General features: G+C 40.6%; 27 protein-coding genes. 18 read left to right on the top strand and 9 right to left on the bottom strand.

Features of this window, described 5'->3' with window-relative positions:
* Positions 1 to 186: 186 nt before the first annotated feature.
* On the top strand, positions 187 to 1,506 hold the full coding sequence (gene rseP, locus CGC50_RS10520) for an RIP metalloprotease RseP (RefSeq protein ID WP_095910786.1): 1,320 nt from the start codon (positions 187 to 189) through the stop codon (positions 1,504 to 1,506).
* Positions 1,507 to 1,510: 4 nt separating this feature from the next.
* Here rseP and CGC50_RS10515 read toward each other — a convergent pair whose 3' ends face one another.
* The 8 genes from CGC50_RS10515 to CGC50_RS10480 form a co-directional block, all read right to left on the bottom strand.
* The gene (locus tag CGC50_RS10515) at positions 1,511 to 2,425 is read right to left on the bottom strand and encodes a DUF6427 family protein (protein ID WP_095910785.1); all 915 of its coding nucleotides are present in this window, start codon (positions 2,423 to 2,425) and stop codon (positions 1,511 to 1,513) included.
* Positions 2,426 to 2,878, bottom strand: coding sequence for a hypothetical protein (locus tag CGC50_RS10510; RefSeq protein WP_095910784.1), 453 nt, complete (start codon positions 2,876 to 2,878; stop codon positions 2,426 to 2,428).
* Positions 2,879 to 2,883: 5 nt separating this feature from the next.
* The gene (gldD, locus tag CGC50_RS10505) at positions 2,884 to 3,435 is read right to left on the bottom strand and encodes a gliding motility lipoprotein GldD (protein WP_002666214.1); all 552 of its coding nucleotides are present in this window, start codon (positions 3,433 to 3,435) and stop codon (positions 2,884 to 2,886) included.
* The gene (gene gldE / locus CGC50_RS10500) at positions 3,432 to 4,724 is read right to left on the bottom strand and encodes a gliding motility-associated protein GldE (RefSeq protein ID WP_095910783.1); all 1,293 of its coding nucleotides are present in this window, start codon (positions 4,722 to 4,724) and stop codon (positions 3,432 to 3,434) included. Before gldE ends, gldD begins: the two co-directional genes overlap by 4 nt.
* A 48-nt stretch (positions 4,725 to 4,772) precedes the next feature.
* Entirely contained in the window at positions 4,773 to 5,213 is a 441-nt protein-coding gene (locus tag CGC50_RS10495) for a single-stranded DNA-binding protein (protein ID WP_095910782.1), read from the bottom strand.
* Positions 5,214 to 5,248: 35 nt separating this feature from the next.
* Positions 5,249 to 6,292, bottom strand: a complete 1,044-nt coding sequence (gene mutY / locus CGC50_RS10490) for an A/G-specific adenine glycosylase (protein ID WP_095910781.1) — start codon at positions 6,290 to 6,292, stop codon at positions 5,249 to 5,251.
* A gap of 9 nt (positions 6,293 to 6,301) precedes the next feature.
* Positions 6,302 to 6,961 (bottom strand): phosphatidylserine decarboxylase family protein, encoded by a 660-nt coding sequence (locus tag CGC50_RS10485; protein ID WP_002666217.1) that lies wholly within the window; start codon positions 6,959 to 6,961, stop codon positions 6,302 to 6,304.
* Positions 6,962 to 7,110: 149 nt separating this feature from the next.
* Complete coding sequence (locus CGC50_RS10480) at positions 7,111 to 7,467, bottom strand: SPOR domain-containing protein (RefSeq protein WP_002666241.1); 357 nt, start codon at positions 7,465 to 7,467, stop codon at positions 7,111 to 7,113.
* A gap of 307 nt (positions 7,468 to 7,774) precedes the next feature.
* On the opposite strand from CGC50_RS10480, the gene CGC50_RS10475 reads away from it, so the two are divergent.
* The 9 genes from CGC50_RS10475 (at position 7,775) to CGC50_RS10430 (ending at position 18,282) form a co-directional block, all read left to right on the top strand.
* Complete coding sequence (locus tag CGC50_RS10475; RefSeq protein WP_095910780.1) at positions 7,775 to 9,391, top strand: CTP synthase; 1,617 nt, start codon at positions 7,775 to 7,777, stop codon at positions 9,389 to 9,391.
* Positions 9,392 to 9,661: 270 nt separating this feature from the next.
* Positions 9,662 to 11,512: a membrane protein insertase YidC gene (gene yidC / locus CGC50_RS10470; RefSeq protein WP_002666302.1), complete on the top strand. Its 1,851-nt coding sequence runs from the start codon at positions 9,662 to 9,664 to the stop codon at positions 11,510 to 11,512.
* A gap of 91 nt (positions 11,513 to 11,603) precedes the next feature.
* The gene (gene eno / locus CGC50_RS10465; RefSeq protein WP_002666314.1) at positions 11,604 to 12,896 is read left to right on the top strand and encodes a phosphopyruvate hydratase; all 1,293 of its coding nucleotides are present in this window, start codon (positions 11,604 to 11,606) and stop codon (positions 12,894 to 12,896) included.
* A 160-nt stretch (positions 12,897 to 13,056) separates the two neighbouring features.
* On the top strand, positions 13,057 to 13,776 hold the full coding sequence (bshB1, locus tag CGC50_RS10460) for a bacillithiol biosynthesis deacetylase BshB1 (protein ID WP_095910779.1): 720 nt from the start codon (positions 13,057 to 13,059) through the stop codon (positions 13,774 to 13,776).
* A gap of 581 nt (positions 13,777 to 14,357) precedes the next feature.
* Complete coding sequence (locus CGC50_RS10450) at positions 14,358 to 15,182, top strand: hypothetical protein (RefSeq protein ID WP_095910778.1); 825 nt, start codon at positions 14,358 to 14,360, stop codon at positions 15,180 to 15,182.
* 11 nt (positions 15,183 to 15,193) lie between these two features.
* Positions 15,194 to 16,015, top strand: a complete 822-nt coding sequence (locus CGC50_RS10445; RefSeq protein ID WP_095910777.1) for a hypothetical protein — start codon at positions 15,194 to 15,196, stop codon at positions 16,013 to 16,015.
* 347 nt (positions 16,016 to 16,362) lie between these two features.
* Complete coding sequence (locus CGC50_RS14120) at positions 16,363 to 16,857, top strand: hypothetical protein (RefSeq protein ID WP_232781113.1); 495 nt, start codon at positions 16,363 to 16,365, stop codon at positions 16,855 to 16,857.
* A 65-nt stretch (positions 16,858 to 16,922) separates the two neighbouring features.
* On the top strand, positions 16,923 to 17,276 hold the full coding sequence (arsC, locus tag CGC50_RS10435; RefSeq protein ID WP_095910775.1) for an arsenate reductase (glutaredoxin): 354 nt from the start codon (positions 16,923 to 16,925) through the stop codon (positions 17,274 to 17,276).
* Positions 17,277 to 17,304: 28 nt separating this feature from the next.
* Positions 17,305 to 18,282 carry a hypothetical protein gene (locus CGC50_RS10430; RefSeq protein WP_095910774.1) on the top strand — a complete coding sequence of 326 codons (978 nt, stop codon included), beginning with the start codon at positions 17,305 to 17,307 and terminating at the stop codon, positions 18,280 to 18,282.
* Between the two features lie 45 nt (positions 18,283 to 18,327).
* Here CGC50_RS10430 and CGC50_RS10425 read toward each other — a convergent pair whose 3' ends face one another.
* Positions 18,328 to 18,978 (bottom strand): DUF4294 domain-containing protein, encoded by a 651-nt coding sequence (locus CGC50_RS10425; protein ID WP_095910773.1) that lies wholly within the window; start codon positions 18,976 to 18,978, stop codon positions 18,328 to 18,330.
* 557 nt (positions 18,979 to 19,535) lie between these two features.
* On the opposite strand from CGC50_RS10425, the gene CGC50_RS10415 reads away from it, so the two are divergent.
* The 8 genes from CGC50_RS10415 (at position 19,536) to CGC50_RS10380 (ending at position 24,321) form a co-directional block, all read left to right on the top strand.
* Complete coding sequence (locus CGC50_RS10415) at positions 19,536 to 19,964, top strand: DoxX family protein (protein WP_002666183.1); 429 nt, start codon at positions 19,536 to 19,538, stop codon at positions 19,962 to 19,964.
* Positions 19,965 to 20,023: 59 nt separating this feature from the next.
* Positions 20,024 to 21,454 (top strand): CCA tRNA nucleotidyltransferase, encoded by a 1,431-nt coding sequence (locus CGC50_RS10410; RefSeq protein WP_095910772.1) that lies wholly within the window; start codon positions 20,024 to 20,026, stop codon positions 21,452 to 21,454.
* A 47-nt stretch (positions 21,455 to 21,501) separates the two neighbouring features.
* Entirely contained in the window at positions 21,502 to 22,329 is an 828-nt protein-coding gene (locus CGC50_RS10405) for a hypothetical protein (RefSeq protein WP_095910771.1), read from the top strand.
* 238 nt (positions 22,330 to 22,567) lie between these two features.
* Complete coding sequence (locus CGC50_RS10400) at positions 22,568 to 22,789, top strand: hypothetical protein (protein WP_095910770.1); 222 nt, start codon at positions 22,568 to 22,570, stop codon at positions 22,787 to 22,789.
* A complete protein-coding gene (locus CGC50_RS10395; protein ID WP_198541606.1) occupies positions 22,786 to 23,031 on the top strand; it encodes a hypothetical protein in 246 nt (81 codons plus the stop codon). The genes CGC50_RS10400 and CGC50_RS10395 overlap by 4 nt, the downstream gene beginning before the upstream one ends.
* 2 nt (positions 23,032 to 23,033) lie before the next feature.
* Positions 23,034 to 23,327 (top strand): hypothetical protein, encoded by a 294-nt coding sequence (locus CGC50_RS10390; RefSeq protein WP_095910769.1) that lies wholly within the window; start codon positions 23,034 to 23,036, stop codon positions 23,325 to 23,327.
* A 124-nt stretch (positions 23,328 to 23,451) separates the two neighbouring features.
* Positions 23,452 to 23,823, top strand: a complete 372-nt coding sequence (gene crcB, locus CGC50_RS10385; RefSeq protein WP_095910768.1) for a fluoride efflux transporter CrcB — start codon at positions 23,452 to 23,454, stop codon at positions 23,821 to 23,823.
* A 105-nt stretch (positions 23,824 to 23,928) separates the two neighbouring features.
* A complete protein-coding gene (locus tag CGC50_RS10380) occupies positions 23,929 to 24,321 on the top strand; it encodes a hypothetical protein (protein WP_232781112.1) in 393 nt (130 codons plus the stop codon).
* Positions 24,322 to 24,623 lie beyond the last annotated feature (302 nt).

Here is a 24,623-nt window from a genome sequence, read left to right as displayed (position 1 = left end):
TTTTAGTCCTTTTATTAAGAATAAAATATGTTTTTTAACAATATTTACACTCTTAATCGAAACAATAACTTAACTCCCCACCTAATCATTGATCCTCAATCGTTAATCATCGAGTATTGAAATTAACAGGTTTTTTGGCCTCTAATATCAAAAAAAAGTCTATTTTTGCACACTAAAATTATTATAATGGAAACTATTTTAATCAAGGCAGGACAGCTGGTACTAAGCTTATCTATCTTAGTGATACTGCATGAGTTAGGTCACTTTATCCCTGCCAAGTTATTCAAGACCAAGGTGGAGAAGTTTTTCTTGTTCTTCGATATCAAGTTTGCTCTATTCAAGAAAAAGATAGGCGAAACTGTTTATGGAATAGGTTGGCTTCCCTTAGGTGGATATGTCAAAATCGCGGGTATGATTGATGAAAGTATGGACAAGGAACAGATGGCACAGCCTGCCCAACCTTGGGAATTCCGTAGCAAACCTGCTTGGCAGCGCCTGATTATCATGATCGGAGGGGTTGTGGTAAACTTACTTTTAGGATTCTTCATCTATTCTATGATTTTCAGCGTATGGGGCAAGGATATCTTTACTTCTAAGGATGTCCCTCATGGATATGAGGTAAGCGAAACACTAAAATCTTATGGCTTCACCGATGGGGATATTCCTCTGAAAGTCAATGGAAAAGACTTGGAAAATACTTTTGCTATCAACAAAATGATTCTCACCCGCCATGTGGAGAATATCACTGTGCAAAAACCTGATGGACACGTGGTTACCATTGCTGTACCTGATAGCTTAGGCATGCAGATATTCCGCAATGACCGCTCACCTATTCCTTTCTACAAGCGCCGTACTACTGAAATTGATTCAGTTATAGCCGGGTCTGCCGCTCAAAAGGCAGGTCTTCTCAAGGGAGATCATTTGGTAAGTATCAACGGACATCCAATCGAGTTCTTCGACCAAGTAAAAGGACATCTCACCGAAGGGGAAAACACTATTGAGGTGCTCAGAGCAGGACAGACACAAAGTGTCTCCATCACTCCTGACAAAGGTATCTTAGGGGTCTTTGCAGCCCATTTCTACGATACAGGAAGCACTCATAGGAGTTATTCTTTCTCTGAAGCTATCTCCGAAGGAGTGAGCTTTGGCTATTGGACGCTCAGGGACTACATCACTCAGTTCAAGTATATCTTTACCAAGAAGGGAGCTTCTCAAGTAGGCGGATTGGGATCCATGGCAGGACTTTTCTCACCTCAGTGGGATTGGTTGCATTTCTGGGAAATCACAGCCTTGCTCTCCATTATCTTGGCTTTCATGAATATACTCCCTATTCCTGCTCTCGACGGAGGTCATATTGTCTTCCTTCTTTATGAAATGGTCACAGGCCGCAAGCCCAGCGAGAAAGTATTAGAATATGCCCAGATGGTAGGAATTATTATCGTTTTTGCTTTGCTTATCTATGCCAATGGAAATGATATCTATCGTTGGCTCACTGGCGGGAAATAATCCCTCAGCGAGAGGTTGAGAGAATAATCCCAAAGGAGGCTATCAGTAGCAGCCATAACAATAGTTCTTTGAGCCACACTCGGCGTATACGCTCTATAAGCACCATCAGCGAAAGTGCAGTAGGAAAGGTCAGATATACCATTCCTACTGCATTTTTATTAGGAAAAAGAATTATCCCTAAGAGCCCCACCAGTACCACTCCTACAAAAAATCTAGAGATGTAGCGCTTATAGGAACCCCAAAATATCCATGAAGTAAGGGTAAGATTCAGTATTATAATGGTATAGAGAGGAAGATAGGATGGGTGTACAAAGGCTTCATAGGAAAAGTCGGGGATAAAGTAATAACGTTCTACAAGTGCCGCTACTTTTCCCATAGGTAGGGCTATAGCTAAGGACAAAATACCCAATAGTACAAAAGTAACTAAGGGTATCAGCATGTTCCTCAGCCTTTTACTGGGGTAGATAAGGATATGTGCCCACAGCAAAAGTAGCCAAAGAAGGCTGGGAAGGAAAAAGTAACTCCCTACAAAAATAAGCACGGATGAGTTGAAGAAGATTTCCCTTCCATCGGTATTGTTCCTCAGGTATATAATCAGGGAGGAAAGTAGCAGTAAGCAGGTATTGGCAAGCATCACACTGCTATCTTGGTACACCTTAGGAAAGAAGAAAATCAAAAGCACCCACAAAAAGGGAACTAAGAGATTGCCCTCACTCAGCTGGTTCTTCCTTACCAAAAGGTTGATTGTCGAGAGGTTCACCAGTAGGAGGAAGCTCATAAGTAAGGTTTCTAATAGGGTAGTAGGGCTTATCTCAAGGGAAAGTATCCCATAGCGACATAGTAACAATTGCAATACTCCCATACCATATATGGCAAAGAAGCGTGCAGTCTTGGTGGTATTGAGTAGGTTGTATAGCATTTAGTTCGATATCGTTAGCAAATCTCCTTGTACCACTACCTGATAGTTCAGCATAGGGTAGTTAGTATTTTTCTCTTTATCTGTGTCTGCTTTCTTCTGTGGATATCCGTTAAGTAGGTTGTACTTCACTCCTGTACATGGGCATAGCATAAAGAGGTTATCACTCTCAAGGGTCATCTGACTACATTCGGCCAAGGCTTGGGAGGGACAGGCTCTGTCCCATGCTAAGAAATTGTTGCCTATATTGGCCACTACTATGCCTCTGAGCCCTACATTGTCTACCAATACAGCAGTTCCTGGGATTCTAAGACGGTTGTATTCTGCCAAGCGAAGATTGATAGTTCGGGAGAACTTAGCCTCTTGCAGGTAGGGATTGCGCTGACGATCTTCTTTCCTACAACTTACCAAAAGAAAGGTGAGGAGCAGAAATATTGGGAGTATTTTTCTTTGCATAGTATTTATTTCCAATGGGTTGTTTCCATGATACGTCGTATATCTCTCTTGAGATAGAGTGCTGCCGGATAGATCGAGTCATAGTTGGGGCGTACCTTGAAGTAGATAGACCCTGTGATAAAGTGATTCACACTATCGGTGATATAGAACTGGGATTGGGAGGCTGCATTGCCATCTACCTCGTAGAACATACCGTATACCTTGTCTTTTTCGTTCAAATAGGGCTGCTCTACTATATTTGTTGCCTTGATCGTATGTTCGTAGGTGAAGTTCTGGGCATCCTTGAGCAGTTTGGTAAGGTTGTCCTTCACTGGCTTATAGGTGATATATATGGTGGCTTTCATCTGGGGATAGTCCAGATTCATACTGCACCCTTTCTGAAGATTGAGGAAGGAAAGATGGTTCTTCTCAAAAGAAAAAGGACAAGACTCTTTTATAGTGTCATAAGTAGGTTCAGGGTACTCCAAGCGAAGAAAGGCTTTTGGCTTGGGCTGTATATCGCCTGAACAACTTATCACAAGTAGCAATACACTGCTTATCAGTATCCTATATATCATCTGATGGTAACTTTTAGTTGTTTGATTCGCTTTTTATCTATATCTTCTATGGTGAAAATATAATGTTTGTATGGGATTTCTTGCTTTTTCTCAGGAAAAGATTCTATCAGTTCCAGTAGGAATCCAGCTATGGTCTCACTCTCTCCTCTGACCTTCTCAAAGTCTTCTTGATCGGTCTCTTCTACCGAAAGCACTCTATAGAAGTCTTTCAAAGAGGTCTTCCCATCAAAGAGGAAATTGCGATCGTCTATCTTGGTATAGAAGGTGTCTTCCATATCGTACTCATCACTGATCTCTCCTACAATTTCTTCTATGATATCCTCAAGTGTGACAACTCCTAAGGTTCCTCCATACTCATCTACCACTATAGCTAAGTGGATTTTTCGCTGCTGAAACTCAGTCAATAGGTCGTCCAATTTCTTATTCTCTGGCACAAAGAAGGCTTTTCGCTTGATTTTTCGCCAATCGAAATCCTCTTCTTCCAGATACGGTAGCAAGTCCTTAGCGTAGATAATTCCCGTGATTTTATCTATATTTTCTTGATATACTGGCACTCGTGAATATCCATTCTCTTGGATAAAGGTCAGTACCTCTCTGTAGGTCATAGATTCTTCTATCGCTGAAATATCTATACGTGGGTGCATCACTGCTCGTATATCGGTATTCCCAAAGGAAACAATCCCTGAGAGTATTTTATGCTCCTCTTGGGTGGTGTCCTCCTGTGAGGTAAGTTCCAAGGCCTGTGAGAGTTGCCCTACCGAAATAGAGGAACTCTTATGTAAGCGATTATTGACAAAGGTAGTGAATAAGGTCATGATACCACTGATGGGGGTGAAGAGGGTATCCAAGACTTTGATGATAGGGGCTACCTTACGAGCAAAAATCCTATTGTTGCGATTGGCATAGATCTTAGGCAAAATCTCACCACATAGCAGTATCACAAAGGTTAGTATCCCTACCTCGAAGATGGCTCTGACCCATTCGTTCATCCCTCCAAAGAGAAATTCTCCCAAGGGAGCAAAGACAAGTACTATAGATATATTTACTAAGTTATTCGCTATCAGTATAGTAGCCAGCAGCTTTTGGGGTTTTCTCAGCAGCTGCACTATGGTCTTTTGCCCCTTTTCCTCTTCTTCTTCCAGTTCTGTATTGGACAAGGAGAAAAGTGCTGTCTCTGACCCTGATATAAGGGCAGAACAGCCTAATAAAAAGATAAATATAAATGCCCTAATGATCAAATCTGCTGTGGGCGAAGCTAATAATTGACTTATCGACGAGTCTGTATCCAAAATAATGAATTTAGTTATACAATAAGGACTTCCCTTGTCCTCTTATTTTTAGAAGGGAGCGCCTCCTGTCTCCGTAGGAGCTGCTGCAGTAGGCTCTGCCTGAGCTGCCGTGGCTGTAGTTGTAGTAGGAGTGGCTTGTCCTTCTGTACTTCTCTTGGGAGAGAGAAAGTTAATATCCAAAGCTACTACCTCGGTAACATAACGGGTGACACCATCCTGCCCTTGGTACTGGCGGGTACGCAAGCGCCCTTCTACATAGAGTAGATCGCCCTTCTTGGCATATTTCTCCACACGCTCGGCCATCTTATTATAGAATACTACATTGTGCCATTGGGTATTCTCTACCTTTGCTTGAGTGGTTTTATCCGTATAGGATTCATCCGTAGCCAAGGATACCTGACCTGTACATGAATCTTTGTCAAAATAGGTAAGTTTTACATCACTGCCCAACCTGCCTATTAGCATTACTTTATTAAGTGTTCCGTTCATATCCTATATTTTTCTTCAAAGATACGTTTTATTTTTCAAATCTTCTCTTTTTTTAAGAATTTTATCAGTAGCGCTGGCATAGGATAGTGTATAAGTTCTCTTATAGGAAGACCGTCCGACAATACTTCTGCTACCTCTACCTCCCAAAAACAGGTGTGTAAGTGCTGATGTGTGAGCTTGTGTAGAAACTCTGTGGCATATTTCTTTATATATGTCGTGTGAGGGTATTGTGCTCTTATGGTTTCTATCACTTGAGCCTCTGTTGTATTCTCTTTTACTTCTATAAGGGGAAACTCATAGAGTCCTTGCCATATATCTTTCGCCTCCCGCTTGTGCAACTGGGTATTGCCTTGGGAATCTTTTAGGACACAATAGTGAAAATACCTATGAATAGGTTTTATCTTGGCTATCTTTACTGGTCGCTGTGTTACTTTCTTTCTATGATAGGCCAAGCACTTGGCACTAAGAATACAGCTCTCACAATCAGGAGATTGGGGCTTGCATTGTAGGGCTCCAAAGTCCATAATGGCTTGATTGTACTCTCCTGCTCGCTCTTTGTCCAGAAGCTCTTGCGCCAGTTCTTTAAAATATTTTGCTCCTTCAGTGGTATTGATAGGAGTATCTATATCGAATATTCGGCTGAGTACTCTATACACATTACCATCTACCACGGCCTTGGGCTCATTATAGCATATAGAGGCTATAGCGCTTGCTGTATACTCTCCTACTCCCTTGAGCTTGAGTAGGGTTTCATAGGTGCTGGGAAAGACTCCTTGTAGCTCTTCTGTTATATACTGGGCTGCACGCTGTAGGTTCTTGGCTCTGGAATAGTATCCCAAGCCCTGCCATACCTTTAGCACTTGAGCTTCAGGGGCCTGAGCAAGGGCTTCTACGGTGGGGAACTGCTCCACAAACCTTTGGTAGTAGGGCAATCCCTGAGCTACTCGGGTCTGTTGTAGTATGACTTCCGACAGCCATATGTAATAGGGGTTACCTGCCCCTCTCCAGGGCAGCTCTCGCTTATGGGCAGCATACCAGGTGAGCAGAAGCACTGCTATTTCTGTTGTTTGTTCTTTCATCAAGGGGAACTATACCTCTGCTATGATGTCTATCCCTCCTTTGACTTTCTGACCAAGGGTAACCTTGATTTTTGCCGATAGAGGTAGGTAAATGTCTACTCGGGAGCCAAACTTGATAAAACCAGCATCTTCCCCTTGTACTGCTTGATCTCCTTCTTTGGCATAGTTGACTATACGCTTAGCCAAAGCGCCTGCTATCTGTCGATAGAGTACCTTACCGAATTGGGTATTTTCTACCACTACTGTAGTGCGCTCGTTCTCCTCAGAGGCTTTAGGGTGCCATGCTACTAAGTATTTCCCAGGATGATACTTACTATAGACTACCTCTCCACTCATCGGATAGCGGGTTACATGTACATTCAGGGGCGACATGAATACGGAAACCATCCTACGCTTGTCCTTGAAGTATTCATTCTCTTCTACTTCTTCTATCACTACCACCTTCCCATCTACCGAGGAGATGATATGGTTAGGATTGATAGGTGTCTCTCGCTTAGGATTCCTGAAAAATTGTAAAATTAGTATATAGAAGGCTAAGACAACCAGCATTAGTGTTACCCTAAGCCACTCTATTGTGACAAACTGATCTATAAGTATAAGGAATAAAGCCACCATAGCTGTACTCCCAAAGATAATTTTTACACCTTCTTTGTGTGGTTTATAAAACATTTTATTTTAAGGGTTTAAGGATTTTGGAATTTAAGGATTTGAGAGTTGAAGGGGTAAAAGAGTAAAGATCCCTCACTGGTCACACACTCGCTTCACCATATACCCAAGCTCATTCACTTGGCTAGATTCTTCACTCTTCATTCTTCAGGCTAATAAGGTGCCACGACAAATGCAGCTGGATAGGTATTCTTCACTTTGGTTAGCGCTTTTTCCGCTTCCAAGCGGGTGCGAAATAGCCCCATACGAACTTTGTAGTTCGGAGTTTCAAATACTAAGAAACTTGGATAGGGGAACTTAGAGGTAGCACGTTTCACATGTTCATTCGCCTCTGTTACATTTCCGTTATACACCTGTATCTGATAGGTCTTCTCCTGGCGGCTGAACTCTTTTTTTACCTCCATAAGATCTTTGATTTGCTGACTCTGATTAATCTTTAGCTGTTGGGCAACTCCTTGGAAACTACCCAAAAATCCTCCCATTAAAAATAGTAAATAAAGCTTTTTCATCTTCTCTAAATATTTAGGGGCAAATATACAACTTTTTTATGGAATAGTGGTTTTTATCAAATATTTTTGTTTTTAACAGCTTTTCTCCTCTTCTTTTAAAAAAATATTTGGTAGTTTATTTTTTATGTTTATCTTTGCCCCCATAAAAATACATCTTAATTAGATAGACTTTCCTCTACCCCAAAGGGCATTTGCTCTTTGGGGTTTTTATTGCTGCCCCCTCTTTCTTCCTACTAAAAAATCATTTCAAAAAGAAATTGTTTTATTCGCAAATTATCCTTACTTTTGCCCTATCTTAGTAAAGCACATGAACAATACCAAATACATCTTCGTAACTGGGGGCGTGACCTCTTCCTTAGGCAAGGGGATCATCGCTGCTTCTCTGGCCAAACTCTTACAAGCTAAAGGCTATAGAGTAACTATTCAAAAGTTGGATCCTTATATCAATATTGACCCTGGCACACTCAATCCTTACGAACATGGGGAGTGTTATGTCACTGAAGATGGCGCCGAAACGGATCTTGACTTAGGCCATTACGAACGTTTCCTCAATGTCTTCACCTCTCAGGCTAACAATGTGACCACTGGTCGTATCTACCAAAGTGTCATCGAAAAGGAACGCCGTGGGGAGTTCCTTGGCAAAACAGTGCAAGTGATCCCTCATATTACCAACGAAATCAAGGACCGTATACAACTTCTTGGTAAGAGTGGCCAATATGATATTGTCATCACTGAAATAGGAGGAACTGTAGGGGATATCGAATCGCTCCCGTATATCGAGGCTGTACGCCAACTCCAGTGGGAACTGGGGGATAACAATGCGATTGTAGTTCACCTGACCCTCGTACCTTATCTGGCTGCCGCTGGAGAGCTCAAGACCAAGCCTACTCAGCACAGTGTCAAAACACTTATGGAGAGTGGTCTGAAAGCCGATGTCCTAGTGTGCCGTACCGATAGGGACTTACCAGACGATCTCAGACAAAAGCTCGCCCTATTCTGCAATGTGAAAAAGGAGGCCGTCATCCAGTCTATTGATGTGCCTACAATCTATGATGTCCCCAATCTTATGCTTTTAGAAGGGCTTGACAAGGTGGTTCTCAAAAAGTTAGCACTCCCTGACAATCAAGCTCCTGAGCTGACCCAATGGAATACTTTCCTCCAACGACATAAGAATCCAAAACATAGGGTACGTATAGGACTGGTGGGCAAGTATGTGGAACTGCCCGATGCTTATAAGTCTATCTTGGAGGCTTTTATCCATGCAGGGGCTGAGAATGAGGTCAAAGTGGAAGTGATCATGATTCACTCTGAGTATCTGGACGAATCCAACTTGGTTGATAAGCTTAGCACTCTCGATGGGGTCTTGGTAGCTCCTGGTTTTGGCGAACGTGGACTCGAAGGGAAGATCAAGGCTATCCAGTATGTCCGTGAGCACAATATTCCTTTCTTAGGGATTTGTCTGGGTATGCAGATGGCGGTTATTGAGTTTGCTCGCCATGTGGCAGGCTTCGAAAATGCACATACAGCCGAGGTCAATCCCAAGGCTATCTACAAGGTTATCGACCTGATGGAGGCACAAAAACACATCACTCAGAAGGGGGGCACCATGCGCCTCGGGGCTTGGGATTGTGAGCTCTTGGAGGGCAGCCGTGTATATGAGGCTTACAAAAGTAAACACATCAGTGAGCGCCACCGCCATCGTTATGAGTTCAATAGCGAATACCGCAAGCCCTTGGAAGAAGCTGGACTGCTCTGCTCTGGTACCAATCCTGAGACAGGCTTAGTGGAAGTAGTCGAAGTACCTACACATCGCTGGTTTGTAGGGGTACAGTACCATCCTGAATACAAGAGTACTGTCGCTCACCCTCATCCGCTCTTTGTAGCCTTTGTACAAGCAGCTTTACAATACAAATTAGAAAAATAGTTTGATACCCAAACAGAAATCTTTAGTCAATCAAAAATGGTTCGCAAAAAATTGACATGAGCCTAAGGACAAAGTCAGCGGGCTGGTGCGGCTGAGTATGTGAAGGATTCGCCCTTCAAAATCACCGTCCTCTTTCTTAAGATACGGGATTGACTATAAATATTGTACACAAGAAAAAATAATCATTTATAGTAAAAGAAGTTTTTCTATAACAATTTTATTTTGTACCTTTGCCAAATTATAAATATACAAATTTCAGAAAATTAATTTATGGAAGAAAAACGCAATAATACTTTTTCTCTTATTGGATTCGCGCTGATGTTTGTTGTACTGATATACTACATGTACAACCAGAAACCACCTCAGCAAACTACCGAATCGACAAATAACACTACCCAACAGTCCTCCTCTCAGCAGGTGGCTACTCCTGCATCCACTACCCTACCTACCGATTCCTTAGGGCTAAGTAAGTATAAGGAGACTCTTGGGGCTTTTGGCTTCTCTGCCGCACTCCCTTCTGCCAAAGAAGGAGCCTTTACCGAAATCGAAAACAATCTTATCAAGCTGCAGGTAAGCAACAAAGGGGGACAGATTACCAATCTTTTAGTCAAAAATCAGAAAACCTACAATGGTAAACCTGTTGAACTGATTAAGGATGGGAATGCGTCATTCTCTCTAAAGTTTACCACCAATGATAATCGTACACTGGAGACTAAGGATCTCTTCTTCTCTCCTACTCTCTCTGGAAACACGCTTTCCATGAAGCTACATGTATCTGATAATCAATATTTAGAATACGTATACACCCTCCGTCCCGATGAGTATATGGTGGATTTTTCTATTCGTAGTGTAGGGCTCTCTCAGGTATTCAATACTGGAGTTACTCCTGAGCTCTTGTGGAAGCTTAAGGCTCGCCGCATGGAAAAGAGTGTAACCTATGAGGACAGATATGTACAGGCAGTAGTGCAGTATGAGGACAATCGCGATGATAAGCTTAGTGCAGGGGGCGAAGATTCTGAGGAGTTCAAGAGTATCAAATGGGTCGATTTCAAACAACACCTCTTCAGCTCTTTCCTGATCTCCGATAAGCCTTTGGCCTCTGGAAAGATTTCTTCCAAAAACTTAGCAACCTCCGAAGGGGACAATGTACAAGCTACCAAGGCTTTCGCTGCGGAGTTCCCCATTGCTTTTACCTCTGGAGAGCTCAGCGAATCACTTCACTTCTTCTACGGACCTTCTGATTATCATATCTTTAAAAAATATGACAAAGAGTATGGACTTACGAAGGCTATTCCTTTAGGATGGGGTATTTTTGGCTGGATCAACAAATGGTTCGTAATTCCTGTCTTTGACCTGCTCTCCTCCTTTATGGCTGTTGGAGTAGCAATCATCGTCCTAACCATTATCGTGCGTATCCTCCTCTCTCCTATTCAGTATAAGTCCTATCTCTCTCAAGCTAAAATGAAAGTACTTCGCCCTGAGATTGAGGAAATTAATAACAAATATAAGGGATCTGAGAATGCTATGAAGCGCCAACAGGAGACCATGGCACTCTACAGCAAGGCGGGTGTCAATCCTCTCAGTGGCTGTATTCCTGCCCTACTCCAGATGCCGGTCTTTTTCGCACTCTTTAGCTTTTTCCCTACAGCTTTCATGCTCCGACAAAAATCTTTTATGTGGGCTGAAGACCTCTCCTCTTACGATGCTGTAGCTCAGCTACCTTTCTCCATTCCTTTCTATGGAAATCACGTGAGCTTGTTCCCTATATTAGCTTCTGTGACTATGCTAATCTACATGCTCATGACTACAGGACAAATGCAGCAAACCAAGCAGGAGGGTATGCCGGATATGAGGTTCATGATGTACCTCTCTCCTATTATGATGTTGTTCTTCTTCAATAATTATGCCAGCGGCTTGAGCTTGTATTACTTTATATCCAACCTCATTACCATATTCATTATGTTGGCAATCAAGTATTGGATTATCGATGAAAAACGCATCCATGCCAAGATTCAGGAGAACAAACAAAAACCGCGTAAGGAAAGCAAGTTCCAGCGCAAAATGCGAGAGATGATGGAACAGGCAGAAGCTCAACGCAATGCTCAAAATAAAAAGAAATAACCCTTAAGGTCAGCTGTCAGTTCCCACTGACGACTGACCTTTTTGCTATATCTCTTAGAACGAATAACAACCATTTTTAAATAGCAACGATATGAATATTATCTTAGACGTACATGCAAGACAAATCCTCGATTCAAGAGGTAATCCTACCATCGAGGTAGATGTAATCACCGATAGCGGTGCTCGTGGCCGTGCTGCAGTACCTTCTGGCGCTTCCACTGGCGAATATGAAGCCGTAGAACTTCGTGATGGAGGCAAAGAGTATTTAGGTAAAGGAGTCCTCAAAGCTGTGGAAAATGTCAATGACATCATCGCTGAGGAAATTATTGGTATGAATGTTTTCGACCAAAATCTCATCGACAAGGTGCTCATTGAGCTCGATGGCACTCCCAACAAATCTCGCTTGGGTGCCAATGCGATCCTTGGGGTATCTCTTGCCGTAGCCAAAGCGGCCGCTGAGTCTTTAGGGCTTCCTCTCTATCGCTATGTCGGCGGGGTAAGTGCCAATACGCTCCCTGTCCCTATGATGAATATTATCAACGGGGGCTCTCACTCCGATGCGCCTATCGCTTTCCAAGAATTCATGATTATGCCTATCAAAGCAGAATCTTTCTCTCAAGCACTACAGATGGGCTCTGAAATCTTCCACAACCTCAAAAAAGTTCTCCACGATCGCGGACTTAGCACTGCTGTGGGGGACGAAGGAGGATTCGCTCCTACCTTCGAAGGTACTGAAGATGCCATCGAAACCATCAAAAAAGCTGTAGAAAAAGCTGGATACAAATTTGGTGAAGAGGTGAAAATCGCTCTTGACTGCGCTTCCTCTGAGTTCTACGACAATGGAGTATATGACTATACCAAGTTCGAAGGGGCTAAGGGTAAAAAACGTACCTCTGCTGAGCAGGTGGCTTACCTTACCGAATTGGTCAACAAGTATCCTATTATTTCCATCGAAGATGGTATGGACGAAAATGACTGGGACGGTTGGAAACTCCTTACCGAAGCCATTGGCGATCGTGTACAGCTCGTAGGGGATGACCTCTTCGTAACCAATGTAGAACGTTTGGAAAGAGGTATCGCTCAGGGAGTAGCCAACTCTATCCTTATCAAGGTTAACCAGATAGGTACCCTTACTGAAACCATCGCCGCTGTGGATATGGCACACCGTGCTGGATATACCTCTATTATGTCTCACCGCTCTGGCGAAACTGAGGACAACACCATTGCTGACCTCGCTGTAGCGCTCAATACACGCCAGATCAAAACAGGTTCGGCTTCTCGTTCTGACCGTATGGCCAAGTACAACCAACTGCTCCGCATCGAGGAAGAATTGGATGAAGTAGCCTACTACCCTCAGGAAAAAGCCTTCCGTGTAAAAAATTAATCTTACTTACATCGCTAAGAAAATAAGTATATTTTTTTAGTCTGTTCAAAATTTTTCAGCAAAAACTTTTTCAAAGTCTTGTTCTTTGGAAAAGTTTTTGTATATTTGCGCGTCACTGACCTCTGTTCACCGTTCACTGACCTATATTACCTAAAAAGACATGAAATTAGATATTTTAGCATTTGGAGCACATCCCGACGATGTAGAACTCGGCTGTGCAGGCACTCTCGCCAAAGAAATTAGTTTAGGAAAAACTGTTGGTATTATCGACCTTACCCAAGGGGAACTTGGTACTCGTGGTAGTGCCGAACTCCGCCGCCAAGAAGCTCAGGAGGCCGCTCACCTACTTGAGGTCAAAGTGCGTGAAAACCTATGCTTCGCCGATGGTTTCTTTGTCAATGACAAAGAGCACCAGATAGAGGTGATTAAGAAAATCCGAAAGTACCGCCCCGAAATTGTCATCTGTAACCCTTTCGATGATAGGCATATCGACCACGGCAAGGGAGGAAAGCTCGTCAGTGATGCTTGTTTCCTCAGTGGCTTGCGCCGTATCGAAACCACCGATGAGGACGGTTCTCCTCAACAGGCTTGGCGCCCTAAGGTGGTCTATCACTATATCCAATGGAAGGACTTACGCCCCGATTTCGTGGTCGATATCACTGGCTTCTTAGGCAAAAAGTTAGAGGCTGTCCTCGCTTATCGTTCTCAATTCTTGGACGAGGATACCAAGGAACCTCAAACTCTTATCAATAGCCAAAACTTCCGCGATAGCATCACCTACCGCGCTCAGGATTTGGGCAGACTTATCAATAAGGAATACGCCGAAGGCTTCAATGTCGAACGCTATGTCGCTGTCAAAAACCTCAGTGACCTTATATAATCTCCCTCATTATTTATTGTTTATTTACTCATGATAGACAATGGTAAGTCTCAAATATATCATTATTATAGGACTCATTCCCTACTTAATAAGTTTCTTCATAATAAAGAAATTTGCAAATAAGCACCGTTGGGAGTATTTTCTTATATTAGGTTGGTTCCTTTTACAGAGTATATCCTCTTTAGATCTCTATTTTATACATGAAAATTTTGGGATGGATGGTATTACTCAGTTTAGTGACTTTGAAATTTATATAGTATATAGCTTTAAAATTCTATTTTTAGAACCCATTCACCATATTTTATTTTTAGTAGCTTTGGGGTCACTTGCCATAAAACATTTTAAGAGACTTAGTGATTAACTTTTCTAAGGAGCTTCTGTTATATCAAATTCGTGATAGATAATGACTAACTGAATGAATATAATCCTATGAAAACATTTATAATTTATTGCCTATTATTGTTTTCTTACACCTCCTTCGGACAAGTGTTTACAAGGAAATTTCCTTATAGGCTTTCCGGAGAGGTGAAGTCTGTGTGCACTACGATTGATTATAGAGAAATTTCTTATTACTAATTTTTATGAAGCTTATCTACTTATTCTTATTCATAGGTTCCCTCGCTTGGGGGCAGAATGAAAAACGCCAACAAGTCTATCAGCTACAGGGCAATGTAAAATCCCTGACAATCACTCAGAGCAAACTCGAAAAAGCTGCTGAGGCGCTTTTGTTTGATCCCTTAGATGATGACCAGTTCCTCCTCTTTGACAAAAAGGGACGTATCACCGAATTGGATACTTATTTTCGGGGAAGACAGCCTAAAACGATTCAAAAATGGACTTATGATGACAAAAATCATGTCTCCAAGGAAGTCCTTGAGCTTGTCCCTGAAAAACTTACTCAAACCACTTCCTATACCTATGATGATAAGCTGAAAAAAGCCTCTGCTACCATTACCTCTACGGGTTTTCCTAACAAAAAATCTAAAATGGTAATATCTTTAGGCGACAATCTCCTTCCCTCTGAGATCTTAGCGTACAATTTCGAAGGAAAATTGGAAGGAGAAAGGGTGCTCAAACATTCCAAAAATGGATTCCTCGCTCAGTCTCTTTTTTATGATGATAAAAACAAACTTGTTCATAGCATTTCCTATGAGTATGATGATAAAAATAGATTCACAAAGATAGACAATAGGGTGAATAGGACTTATGAATTACATTTCTCTACCAAATACTTATATGAAAAGGGGCTTTTCCCTACCAAATATATAGTTACATCAGGCAAAGAACCTTCTCAAACTTTTACGCTCAAGTACAAGCTCGACAGCAAAGGCAATTGGATCGAAAAAACGTATTTCCTTGATGGAGAAGCTGCCGCAACTATCGAAAGAGAAATTACTTACTACTAAAAGTGATCTCTATGAATCATTTATTTATTATTTTTTTCTTTCTTTGTACCTTATCATGGGGACAAGAAGATGTTCGCCTTTCCTGTCAGGTAAAAGGTAATGTAAAATCTATTGATATTACTAAAGAGGAATCTGATGAGATTGAAGGAGATTTCTTGGTCGATTCTTTTGACTATAATATGTCTATCATATTGGACAAAAAAGGACGAGTCATCAAGCTCACTTCCTATAGTGAAAAGGGGAAGCCCTCCGATATCAAAGAAACTACCTATGATAATAAAAATAGAGTTGTTAAAGAAACTGTGCTTTTCCTCCCCGAAAAAATAACCCGAAAAATCTCTTATTCCTATAATGACAAGGAAAAAAAAGGTACTGCTATTGCCCATTCTTCCCACAAGAGTGATAGACGAACTAGAAGAGAGATAACCCTCAACGACGAAGGGCTCCCCATTAGAGTAATCTTTTTTGACTCCGATGGAGAGGCCTTCAAAGAAATTTCTTATGAGTATAACAAAAACCAGAAACTTGCTAAATCTACTATATACGAAGACGGTGAACTCGAACGACAGGTCTCCTATAAGTATGACGACAAAGGGAGAATCATAGAAGCGAAGCATTATTATATCGCTTTTCCCAAGGGAGATATTACTTACAAATATGTCTATAAAGACGATATTTACCCTATAGAACACACTGCCATCATAGGAGATGATGATCCCGAAACACTTACATTTAAGTACAAGTTCGACAGCAAAGGCAACTGGATCGAAAAAACGTATTTCCTTGACGAAGAAGCTGTGGCTATTATCAAAAGAAAAATAACTTATTACTAAAATACTGCATGATGAAGTCCTTATATCTTTTTCTAATTACATTATACTCCTTTTCTTCCTTCGCACAGGATGACAATATGCTTCCCTACTTACGATTAAAGGGAAAAATCGAATCTGTACGTATCATTCCTTATGAAATAAAAGAAAATGAGGACAAATCGATTGAAAAAAATACTAGCATTGGTTTTCTATATGACAAAAATACTTTTATAAGATTCAACAAATCTGGTAAAGTAATCGAAAAAATAGATTATAATAATAAAAATGAAGTCACAAGACACAGAAAACTCTCTTATGATAACAAAAATAGATGTACAAACGAAAAAATATATAACGACAAAGGCGAAATGACTCAAGAAATCTTTATCACGTATGATGATAAGAAGAACGAAAGCCGAGAAACCGACCATCGTCGTACTACCATTTGTCAATTGGACGATCACGATAACCCCGTTAACTGTATGACCTATAACAACGAAGGAAAACTAATCGAAAAGTGTTGGACAACTTATGATAAGGATAATAAAGTGTTAGAAAAGGTGTACAGAACGCCTGACAATGAAAAAAAATATGTCTTTCACAACGAATATAATGCTGATGGCTATCATACAAAAATTACAAAGGATGACTATGTAGATTTCGTAGACAATATGAAGGTGATTTATTTCTATAAAGACGAAAAATTACCTTACCAACAGTCTATGTCCGCCAATGGAACCCTTCCCGCTTATTCTGAGCTTTCCTATCAGTATGATAAAAAAGGAAATTGGATACAAAAAGAAGTACGTTACAATGGCAAATTAGTATTTTTAGTAGAAGCACAAATCAACTATTTCAATTAAAAAAAATCTTATTCTGTCATTTGAAACTATTAATCATTGAACATTAATTATTAATCATTAAAAAATTGATCATTTATCACAACCCTCATTGCAGCAAAAGTCGAGAATGCTTGGCTTTCTTAAAAGAAGAAGATGAACAACCTATTGAGATCATTGACTATCTCAAAAATCCTCCTTCTGTAGCTCAGATAAAAGAATTATTACACAAATTAGGCATCCCACCTATCGATTTGGTGCGCAAGAAAGAAGCTATTTGGAAAGAAGTAGGCAGTGATTCCCTCACTGATACACAAATCATCGAGCTACTGCACCAATATCCTAAGCTCATAGAGCGTCCTATCCTCATCCAAGGGGATAAGGCCATCATAGCTCGCCCCCTAAGTGTGGCGCAAGAATGGCTCAAACTACAGAAAAAATAATAAAAATCATTCTTTTAATTAATTTCATATGAAGAGAATTTTTCTTGTAGCTTCCCTTTTATGGGCTGGCTACACTGCCTCCGCTCAGGTTTATGTATCTGTCACTGGAGGATACGCCTGGGGAGTGCCCTCTACCAAAATAGGCGAGGAAAGTATCAACGGCAAGGAAAGTGTACGCTTTGGTACTTTTGGAGAAGGAATCAATAGCCAGCTCAGAGTCGGCTATTTCTTCAACAAAACTTGGGGAATCGATATCAGCGCTGGGTATCTCTATGGGGAAGACCAACTCGTAAAGCGTGAGATAAGCCAAAAGAACATTGCCAATACCCCTCTTACTGCCACTATCGATGGAGAGGTAAAGGGGCGTGGACGTGCCTTCGGGGCGGCTCTTTCGGTAATCTACAACTTTACGGACAACTTCTATGGACGTTTTGGAGTCCTTACCAAAATCGGTGGAAAGACTGAGGCCATTGCTCACTCCTACACCACTACCAATCAGGACATCCCTGTTGCTGCTCTGGCTCGCCTGGGACTTTCTCTCCCTGGACTCTCTGGACTACCTACCTCTGCTGTGATCAAGCAAGGTGCTACCATTGAGACTTCTTACACTGAAGATTACAAAGGGAAAATGCCTTTTGGTACTATCGCCGCTTTCGGGTATAAGTACAATGTGACTGAAAAGCTCGCTATCTTTGCCGAATTGGAATATATGAATATCGCTGTAAAGCGTGACTATTCTGAGCTAAGAGAGTTTAACCAAACCCTCAAAGCGACTATCAGTGTAGCTGGACAAAACAGAAATGTAGAGGTGCCGCTCAAGTCCTTGGACGGATTCACCAACGGATCTTACAACGATGTACTCCGCGGTCAGGTATACCATCAGCACACCGACTATGTCGAAGAAGCTACCAAGGAAGAGCTTGCCAATAATTCCGCTAAAAAACTTACTGAAAAAGCCTCTTATTCTTCTTTAGGAGTCAATTTTGGTGTAAAAATTTCTTTCTAATCATAAAGGGGCGAATGGTATTCGCCCCTTTTTATCTTCTTGCTCTTATTTCTTACGCCATTTCCGCTCTATCGCTTGGTAGTCTATATGGATTGCAGGAGGTTGCATCTCCAATTCGTTTGAGGAAAAGGCTCTTAGTAGAATATCTTCTATCCAAAAATCTTCTTCTACTTCCTCCGGATTATAGGTGCTCTTGAGGGACAAATCATAAAACCAAGCAGTATTATTATACCAAAAAGCACGCCACCCACTCCTGAGATTCTTCACCAAGTTGTACGCCGACTCTCCTGTCTGCCTATAGATGAGTTTGATAAGTATCCGTCCCTGCGAACGGGAAAGTTTCTTTAGCTCTTCGGTAAAGCGCGCCTCAGCATCTTCCTGTACTCGCTTGGTATATTTCTTCCGCTGGCGGTTGTTCGGCAGCGAATCCAATACTTTCTCTATCCGATAGAGCTTATCTGCCGCCAACTTAGCATAGGGGTACACTCGCTTTACTCTGTAGCGCAATAGCTCATATTTCTTCCGATCTTCTTCATTCCTGAACACAGGCTGACTCCCGAAGAAAAGCACTTCCTCCAGATCATACACCGTCTCCGTTGGAGCTATACTATCCCTCTTAACGATTGTGTCTTGTTGTTGTCCCCACACCACAGGCAGTGGCAAGGAAAACAGTAGTAAAAAAAAACGCTTTCGCATATCTTTTTCTTTAGTTATGCAAAAATACAACTTTTATCACACTTCTTCTTTTATAAAAATGTTAAATTCCAATAGTACATTTCTTGCAGCTGTGTTGGTGCGAACTTGTAGCCCCCTGCCAGCGTATTTCTTACCATATCATCCCTCCTGAATATCTTTATTTTATAATTTACTAATTTTCAATTATTTAAAAAATATTCTTCTATTTAAAAAAATCCCAACTCATTTATATTCAAAAAATTGTTGATATTTATTTTGTTTTTTTGTATTTTTGCAAAAATTTCCAAGCCTGTGGATATAGCGCCCAATATAAGTTATGTGCTTATGACCCAAGAGGGAACTTATTTGGTAGAATACTTGATTGGTGAAGTTGTCTTTACTTCAAGTATTAGCCGCGCTATGATCTTTTCTGATGTGAATATCGCTCTGAAATTCAAAACTTTGCTATATGACCGCTTCAAAATTAAGGTGAGTGTGAACACTTATATTTACTGACATGCATTTCCCTTAAGTGGTTCTTTTTCAAGAGAGTACGGCTTGCTTTAAATCGTTTCCAAATGTTCTATCAAAATACCAACAAAGAGCCTAAAAAAAATACAGATGCGGGGGTGCTCCTCCTCAGAATTGTCATAGGGGGTATTCTCCTCTTCCATGGATTCTCTAAGCTCCATGATATCAGCTTCGTAGAAATACAACTGACCAACAATGGGTTACCTACCATTTGGGCGTATGGCACCTATCTGGGAGAACTCTTAGCTCCCATTTTGGTAATTCTGGGCTACAGAACTCGCTTCTTCTCTATGCTCATTGCTATCAATTGCCTTACGGCTATCTTCTTGGTACACCGTAGTGAGGCCTTCGTGATCGATCCTTCTACGGGAGCTTGGGCTATTGAGAACCTTGCCCTCTTCATTGGGGGGGCTATTACGCTTTGCCTAACCGGTGGCGGAAAGTACGCCCTCTCTTACAAAAGTAGCTGGGACTAAGTCTCTAACTACTATTTTTTTATTATTTTATATTTTTTTTGCTCTCTGAACCTATCATCATGAATTACGCTGCTGCGCTCTCCGATCCTATCTTTCATCTTATCTCCCAAATCGCCCACGAGAACAACCAAGAGTGTTTTGTCGTCGGGGGCTTCGTCAGGGATCTACTCCTTAGCCGTGGTCAGGCCAAGGATATTGATATTGTTACCTTAGGCAGTGGTATCTCTCTGGCTGAAAAAGTCGCCGCTGAGCTTCCTAACAATCCTAAAATCTCAGTTTTCAAGAATTTTGGCACAGCCATGATCAAGACTGAGAATATCGATATCGAATTTGTCGGAGCTCGCAAGGAAAGCTACCGTGAGGACTCGCGTAAGCCTATCGTTGAGGATGGTTCTCTCTCGGATGACCAAAACCGTCGTGACTTCACTATCAATGCCTTGGCTCTCTCTCTCTCTAAGGACTCTTTTGGGGAGCTTATAGATCCTTTCCATGGGGTCGATGATCTACAAAACGGCCTTATCCGCACACCTTTAGAGCCTAATGTGACTTACTCCGATGACCCCTTGCGTATGCTTAGGGCTATTCGTTTTGCCGCTCAACTGAATTTTGTCATTGAGGAAAAGTCTCTTCAGGCGATAGCCGATAACAAGGAGCGGCTTAAGATTATCTCCAACGAGCGTATCGCGGAGGAACTTAACAAAATCCTCGCCTCCCCTACTCCTTCTGTAGGCTTTAAGCTCCTTTTCCAGACGGGCTTACTCTCCCTAATCCTTCCCGAATTGGTTGCCCTACAAGGGGTCGACGAAAAGGAGGGACAGCGACATAAGGACAACTTTTGGCATACGCTGGAGGTGGTGGACAATATCTCCAAACATACCGATGACCTTTGGCTCCGCTGGGCAGCCCTTTTGCATGACATAGGCAAAGCGCCTACCAAGCGATTTGATAAGAAAATAGGGTGGACTTTCCACGGACACGAGTTTCTCGGAGGGAAAATGGTAGTAAAGATATTCCAACGCTTGCGCCTTCCTCAGAATGAAAAGATGAAGTTCGTCCAAAAAATGGTTACTATGAGCTCCCGCCCTATCATTATAGCACAGGATATCGTTACCGATTCGGCAGTAAGGCGCTTGCTCTTCGATGCTGGCGATGACTTCGAGGCGCTGATGACCCTTTGTGAGGCGGATATCACTACAAAAAACCCTCAACGATACAAAAAATACCATCAGAACTTCCAAATCGTTCGCCAAAAGGTGGTAGAAGTGGAAGAAAAAGACCATATCCGCAACTTCCAACCACCTATCTCTGGAGAGGATATCATGAGGCTCTTTGGGCTAAGTCCCTCCCGCGAGGTAGGACAGCTCAAGGAAGCGATCAAAGAAGCGATACTTGAGGGAATTATCAGCAATTCCTATGACGATGCCTATCCTTTTATGATTGAAAAAGCTAAAAAGATGGGGCTCTCTTTAGTCGCTGATGCGAACTCGTAACACACATACTATAATAGATAGCTCATCCCTAAATGTATCACATAGAAATGAAAGAAAGTATAAAAATAAGCATTTTATCTGTAATTATAGGAGCTATTCAGATGATATTATTTTTGCCTGATGGCTATTCTTGTATCGATGGGGAAAGTGATATCATTACAGCTATTCTTTATGATATGCCTATCCAATTCTGCATAGTTCTTATCTATAGCCTGATTTTCAAGCCTCTTGAATCATCTATCGCCAAGTATATATTGCTCTTGATTGTTTTAGTTTTTTGGCTATATGTCAATAGGGTTGAGTTTTTACACAGGGAGGAGTGTTGGTCTACCTTTTTGAAAGAGGAGATTAACCCTGTGGTAATATATGGCTCTATCATCCCCTGCAGTATCTGTATTTTCGCTTTTTATATAAGGTTGAATTATTTTCAGAAAAAGAAAAAACAGAAAACAACATCCTTTGATAAGAAAACAAACAGCCCCTTGACTCATCTAAGCATCATTATCAGCTTTTTACTCATAAGCTGTAATGACTCAAAAAGAGATTTTGAGGTGCTTCACTCCGAGAAAGTAGCCGACACATATCAATATAATCCTGATGGTTTTATAAAAAACAATTATGGGAAGTTGCTTATCAAAACCATTTCGCGCTATGATAAGGAAGGAAAATTAAAAGAGATTTCTTGGAATAGGGCAAATGGCTTTTTAAGATATACATTATCAGAACTTAAAGAAGATCCAGCCCTGTTAAATAGCTTTGATATTGATACTATGTATTCTGTAGAAAAATACATTGGTTATATAAAAGAGAAAAAGAACGATACTATTTTCTATCTGTCGGGAGAAAAAGTTGTGATCTACTATCCAATAAAATGATATAGGTCTCTCCACTGGTACATTCGTTGTAGCTTATGCTTTCTTATGCCCTGAAAATTAGCAGAATTGTCTGAATCCCAATACTGGCATAAATCGTATAATAACACCTTCAAAATTGTGAGAACCTAATAAAAGTATATGCTCAAGAATCTCCTATGGAGGTTATTGTCAATTCTGGAATCCTAATGAAGCCTTTTATACCGTTTGGACACCAGTGATAAGAAAACGATGGCCATCTATGTATATAACGCCTGCTTATGATCGGATAATTCATTCAGATTATAACGATATTGAGTTAGTTTTAGGCTCTATTGATGATTTGAGAGTCTGGAAAGCCAAAGATAACAGCGAAACTCCTATAACTAAGGAAGAACTAATGACAGGAGATTATCAACTAATGGGAATCTATACCCATATACAAGTTGAAAAAAGAATTATTGATAAATTGATTACAGAGTGAAAGTTTATAAATTTACAGGTTACATAGAAAAAGAATATGCTATTCTTCGACCTAGTAGTAAACAAAACATTAAAGAAGTCAGTTTGTTAGATGCTTGGTGGGATAGTTGGGATAGTAATGGGAATAAAATCGGAGATTTCACATTTTGTTATGGGATTAAAATATGTAAATTATCTGTCTTTAATCTTTTACAAGAAAACTTTAAAGATATTATACATCGAACTCACACTATAATAGAATAATTATGACAGATATAGAAAAGCAATATTTGAAATTAGTAGCGTTATACAAAACTAATAAAGATTCAGCTATAAACGGAATGATTGATATATTTCAAGAGGTATCTGAAAGTTATGAGCATGAGATATATCATTCTATTATGGAGTGGATAGGCTTAAGAGGGAATGAAAATACCTTAAATCATATAGAACATATAAATCTCAGCCTATATGAAGAGGAAAATGTACAAATATTAAATAGATTGAAGGCTAAAATAAAGGAAAGATTAGATAATATTCCTAATGATGCAAGTTGTTAATGTGTTTTGTATATGCTCTTCACCCCCTCAACCTGACAAGTAGTGCAATGTAAAAAGACAAAGCCTAATTGATAAGGGCACGAGTGGCTAAGTCATATCTGTGAGTTTTTATAAAAATCAAAAAATGATAAAAGAAATATTAATCGTAGGATTAGGGAGTTTTGTAGGGGGAGCTTTGCGCTATGTGCTTTCGGTAGCTTTTAGTAAGGTAGGTCGTGAGTGGGCATTCCCCATAGGTATCATGGTAGTGAATGTGCTAGGTTGTTTTCTGATAGGGCTACTGTATAGCTACTTCAAACATAAAGCTACTACAGCCTCTGTATTGCCTTTACTACTGATGACAGGCGTTTTGGGAGGATTTACCACCTTCTCTACTTTCTCTCTTGAAACCATACAGTTATTACAACAAAACGAATATCTAAAAACTATTCTTTACGTAGTAGGCAGTGTAGGACTGGGACTAACAGCATGCTTTTGGGGAATGAGACAATTTTAGACTATAGGCAGTAAATAGCCTCTGATAATGAGAAACTATCAAAAATTATAACTTTACAATATGTTATCTCATAAAATAACGCATTTATTTGAGCAAAGAGGTTATTTGCCTCTAACCGAAGAAGAAAAGGAAAACTATACCAAAGCACTAATAAGTTTAGGTATTCCTTTAAACAGTGATTTTGCAGCATTCAATCTTTCTGCTATAGGCCCGACTTTCGCTGAGAGAGGGTACGAATTGTATAATGTCTGTTGGTTCAAACTCTATTCCGAAGATTTAGATTATGCTATAGAAAACGCATCAAAGATATTCCTTTTGCCTGAAGAATATCTTCCTTTGGACAGTTTTGAAGCAGAAAGTGGCTTTTTCTATAATCGCAATACAGGAGAAGTGCTACTCCTTCAGTTAGGAGAAATGCTCTCTGATTTTCAAAACAATAAACTCAATCCTCAATGGAAAGATTTTAATACTTTCTTAGAATGGTTTTTCAATGTATAAGGAGATAGAATACTTCTTTTTACGATTATGAAGGAATTATTTTCCATAAAGTCTTTTCCTGCTAAGGGATTACACAAGCGAGATGTTGAGGATATAGTACTGTAAGTGAAGCTTTGCAGACTATCTATCCTAAAAACAAATCATCGAACTTATATATGATATGGAATGGCTTTGAATTTAGAAATGTACGATGAGGTTGCCGATATTTATTGGGATATTGTCAAAATGCTATACGATATGTATGAACAACCTTCATCCGAAACAAAAGTGCATTGGGGTAGTAATGTGTTTATGACAGAGTG

The sequence above is a fragment of the Capnocytophaga gingivalis genome (genome assembly GCF_002302415.1).
In the GTDB taxonomy this organism is placed as follows: domain Bacteria; phylum Bacteroidota; class Bacteroidia; order Flavobacteriales; family Flavobacteriaceae; genus Capnocytophaga; species Capnocytophaga gingivalis.
Note: the sequence above shows the minus strand (reverse complement) of the source record. Positions and strands in the feature narration are given on the sequence as shown.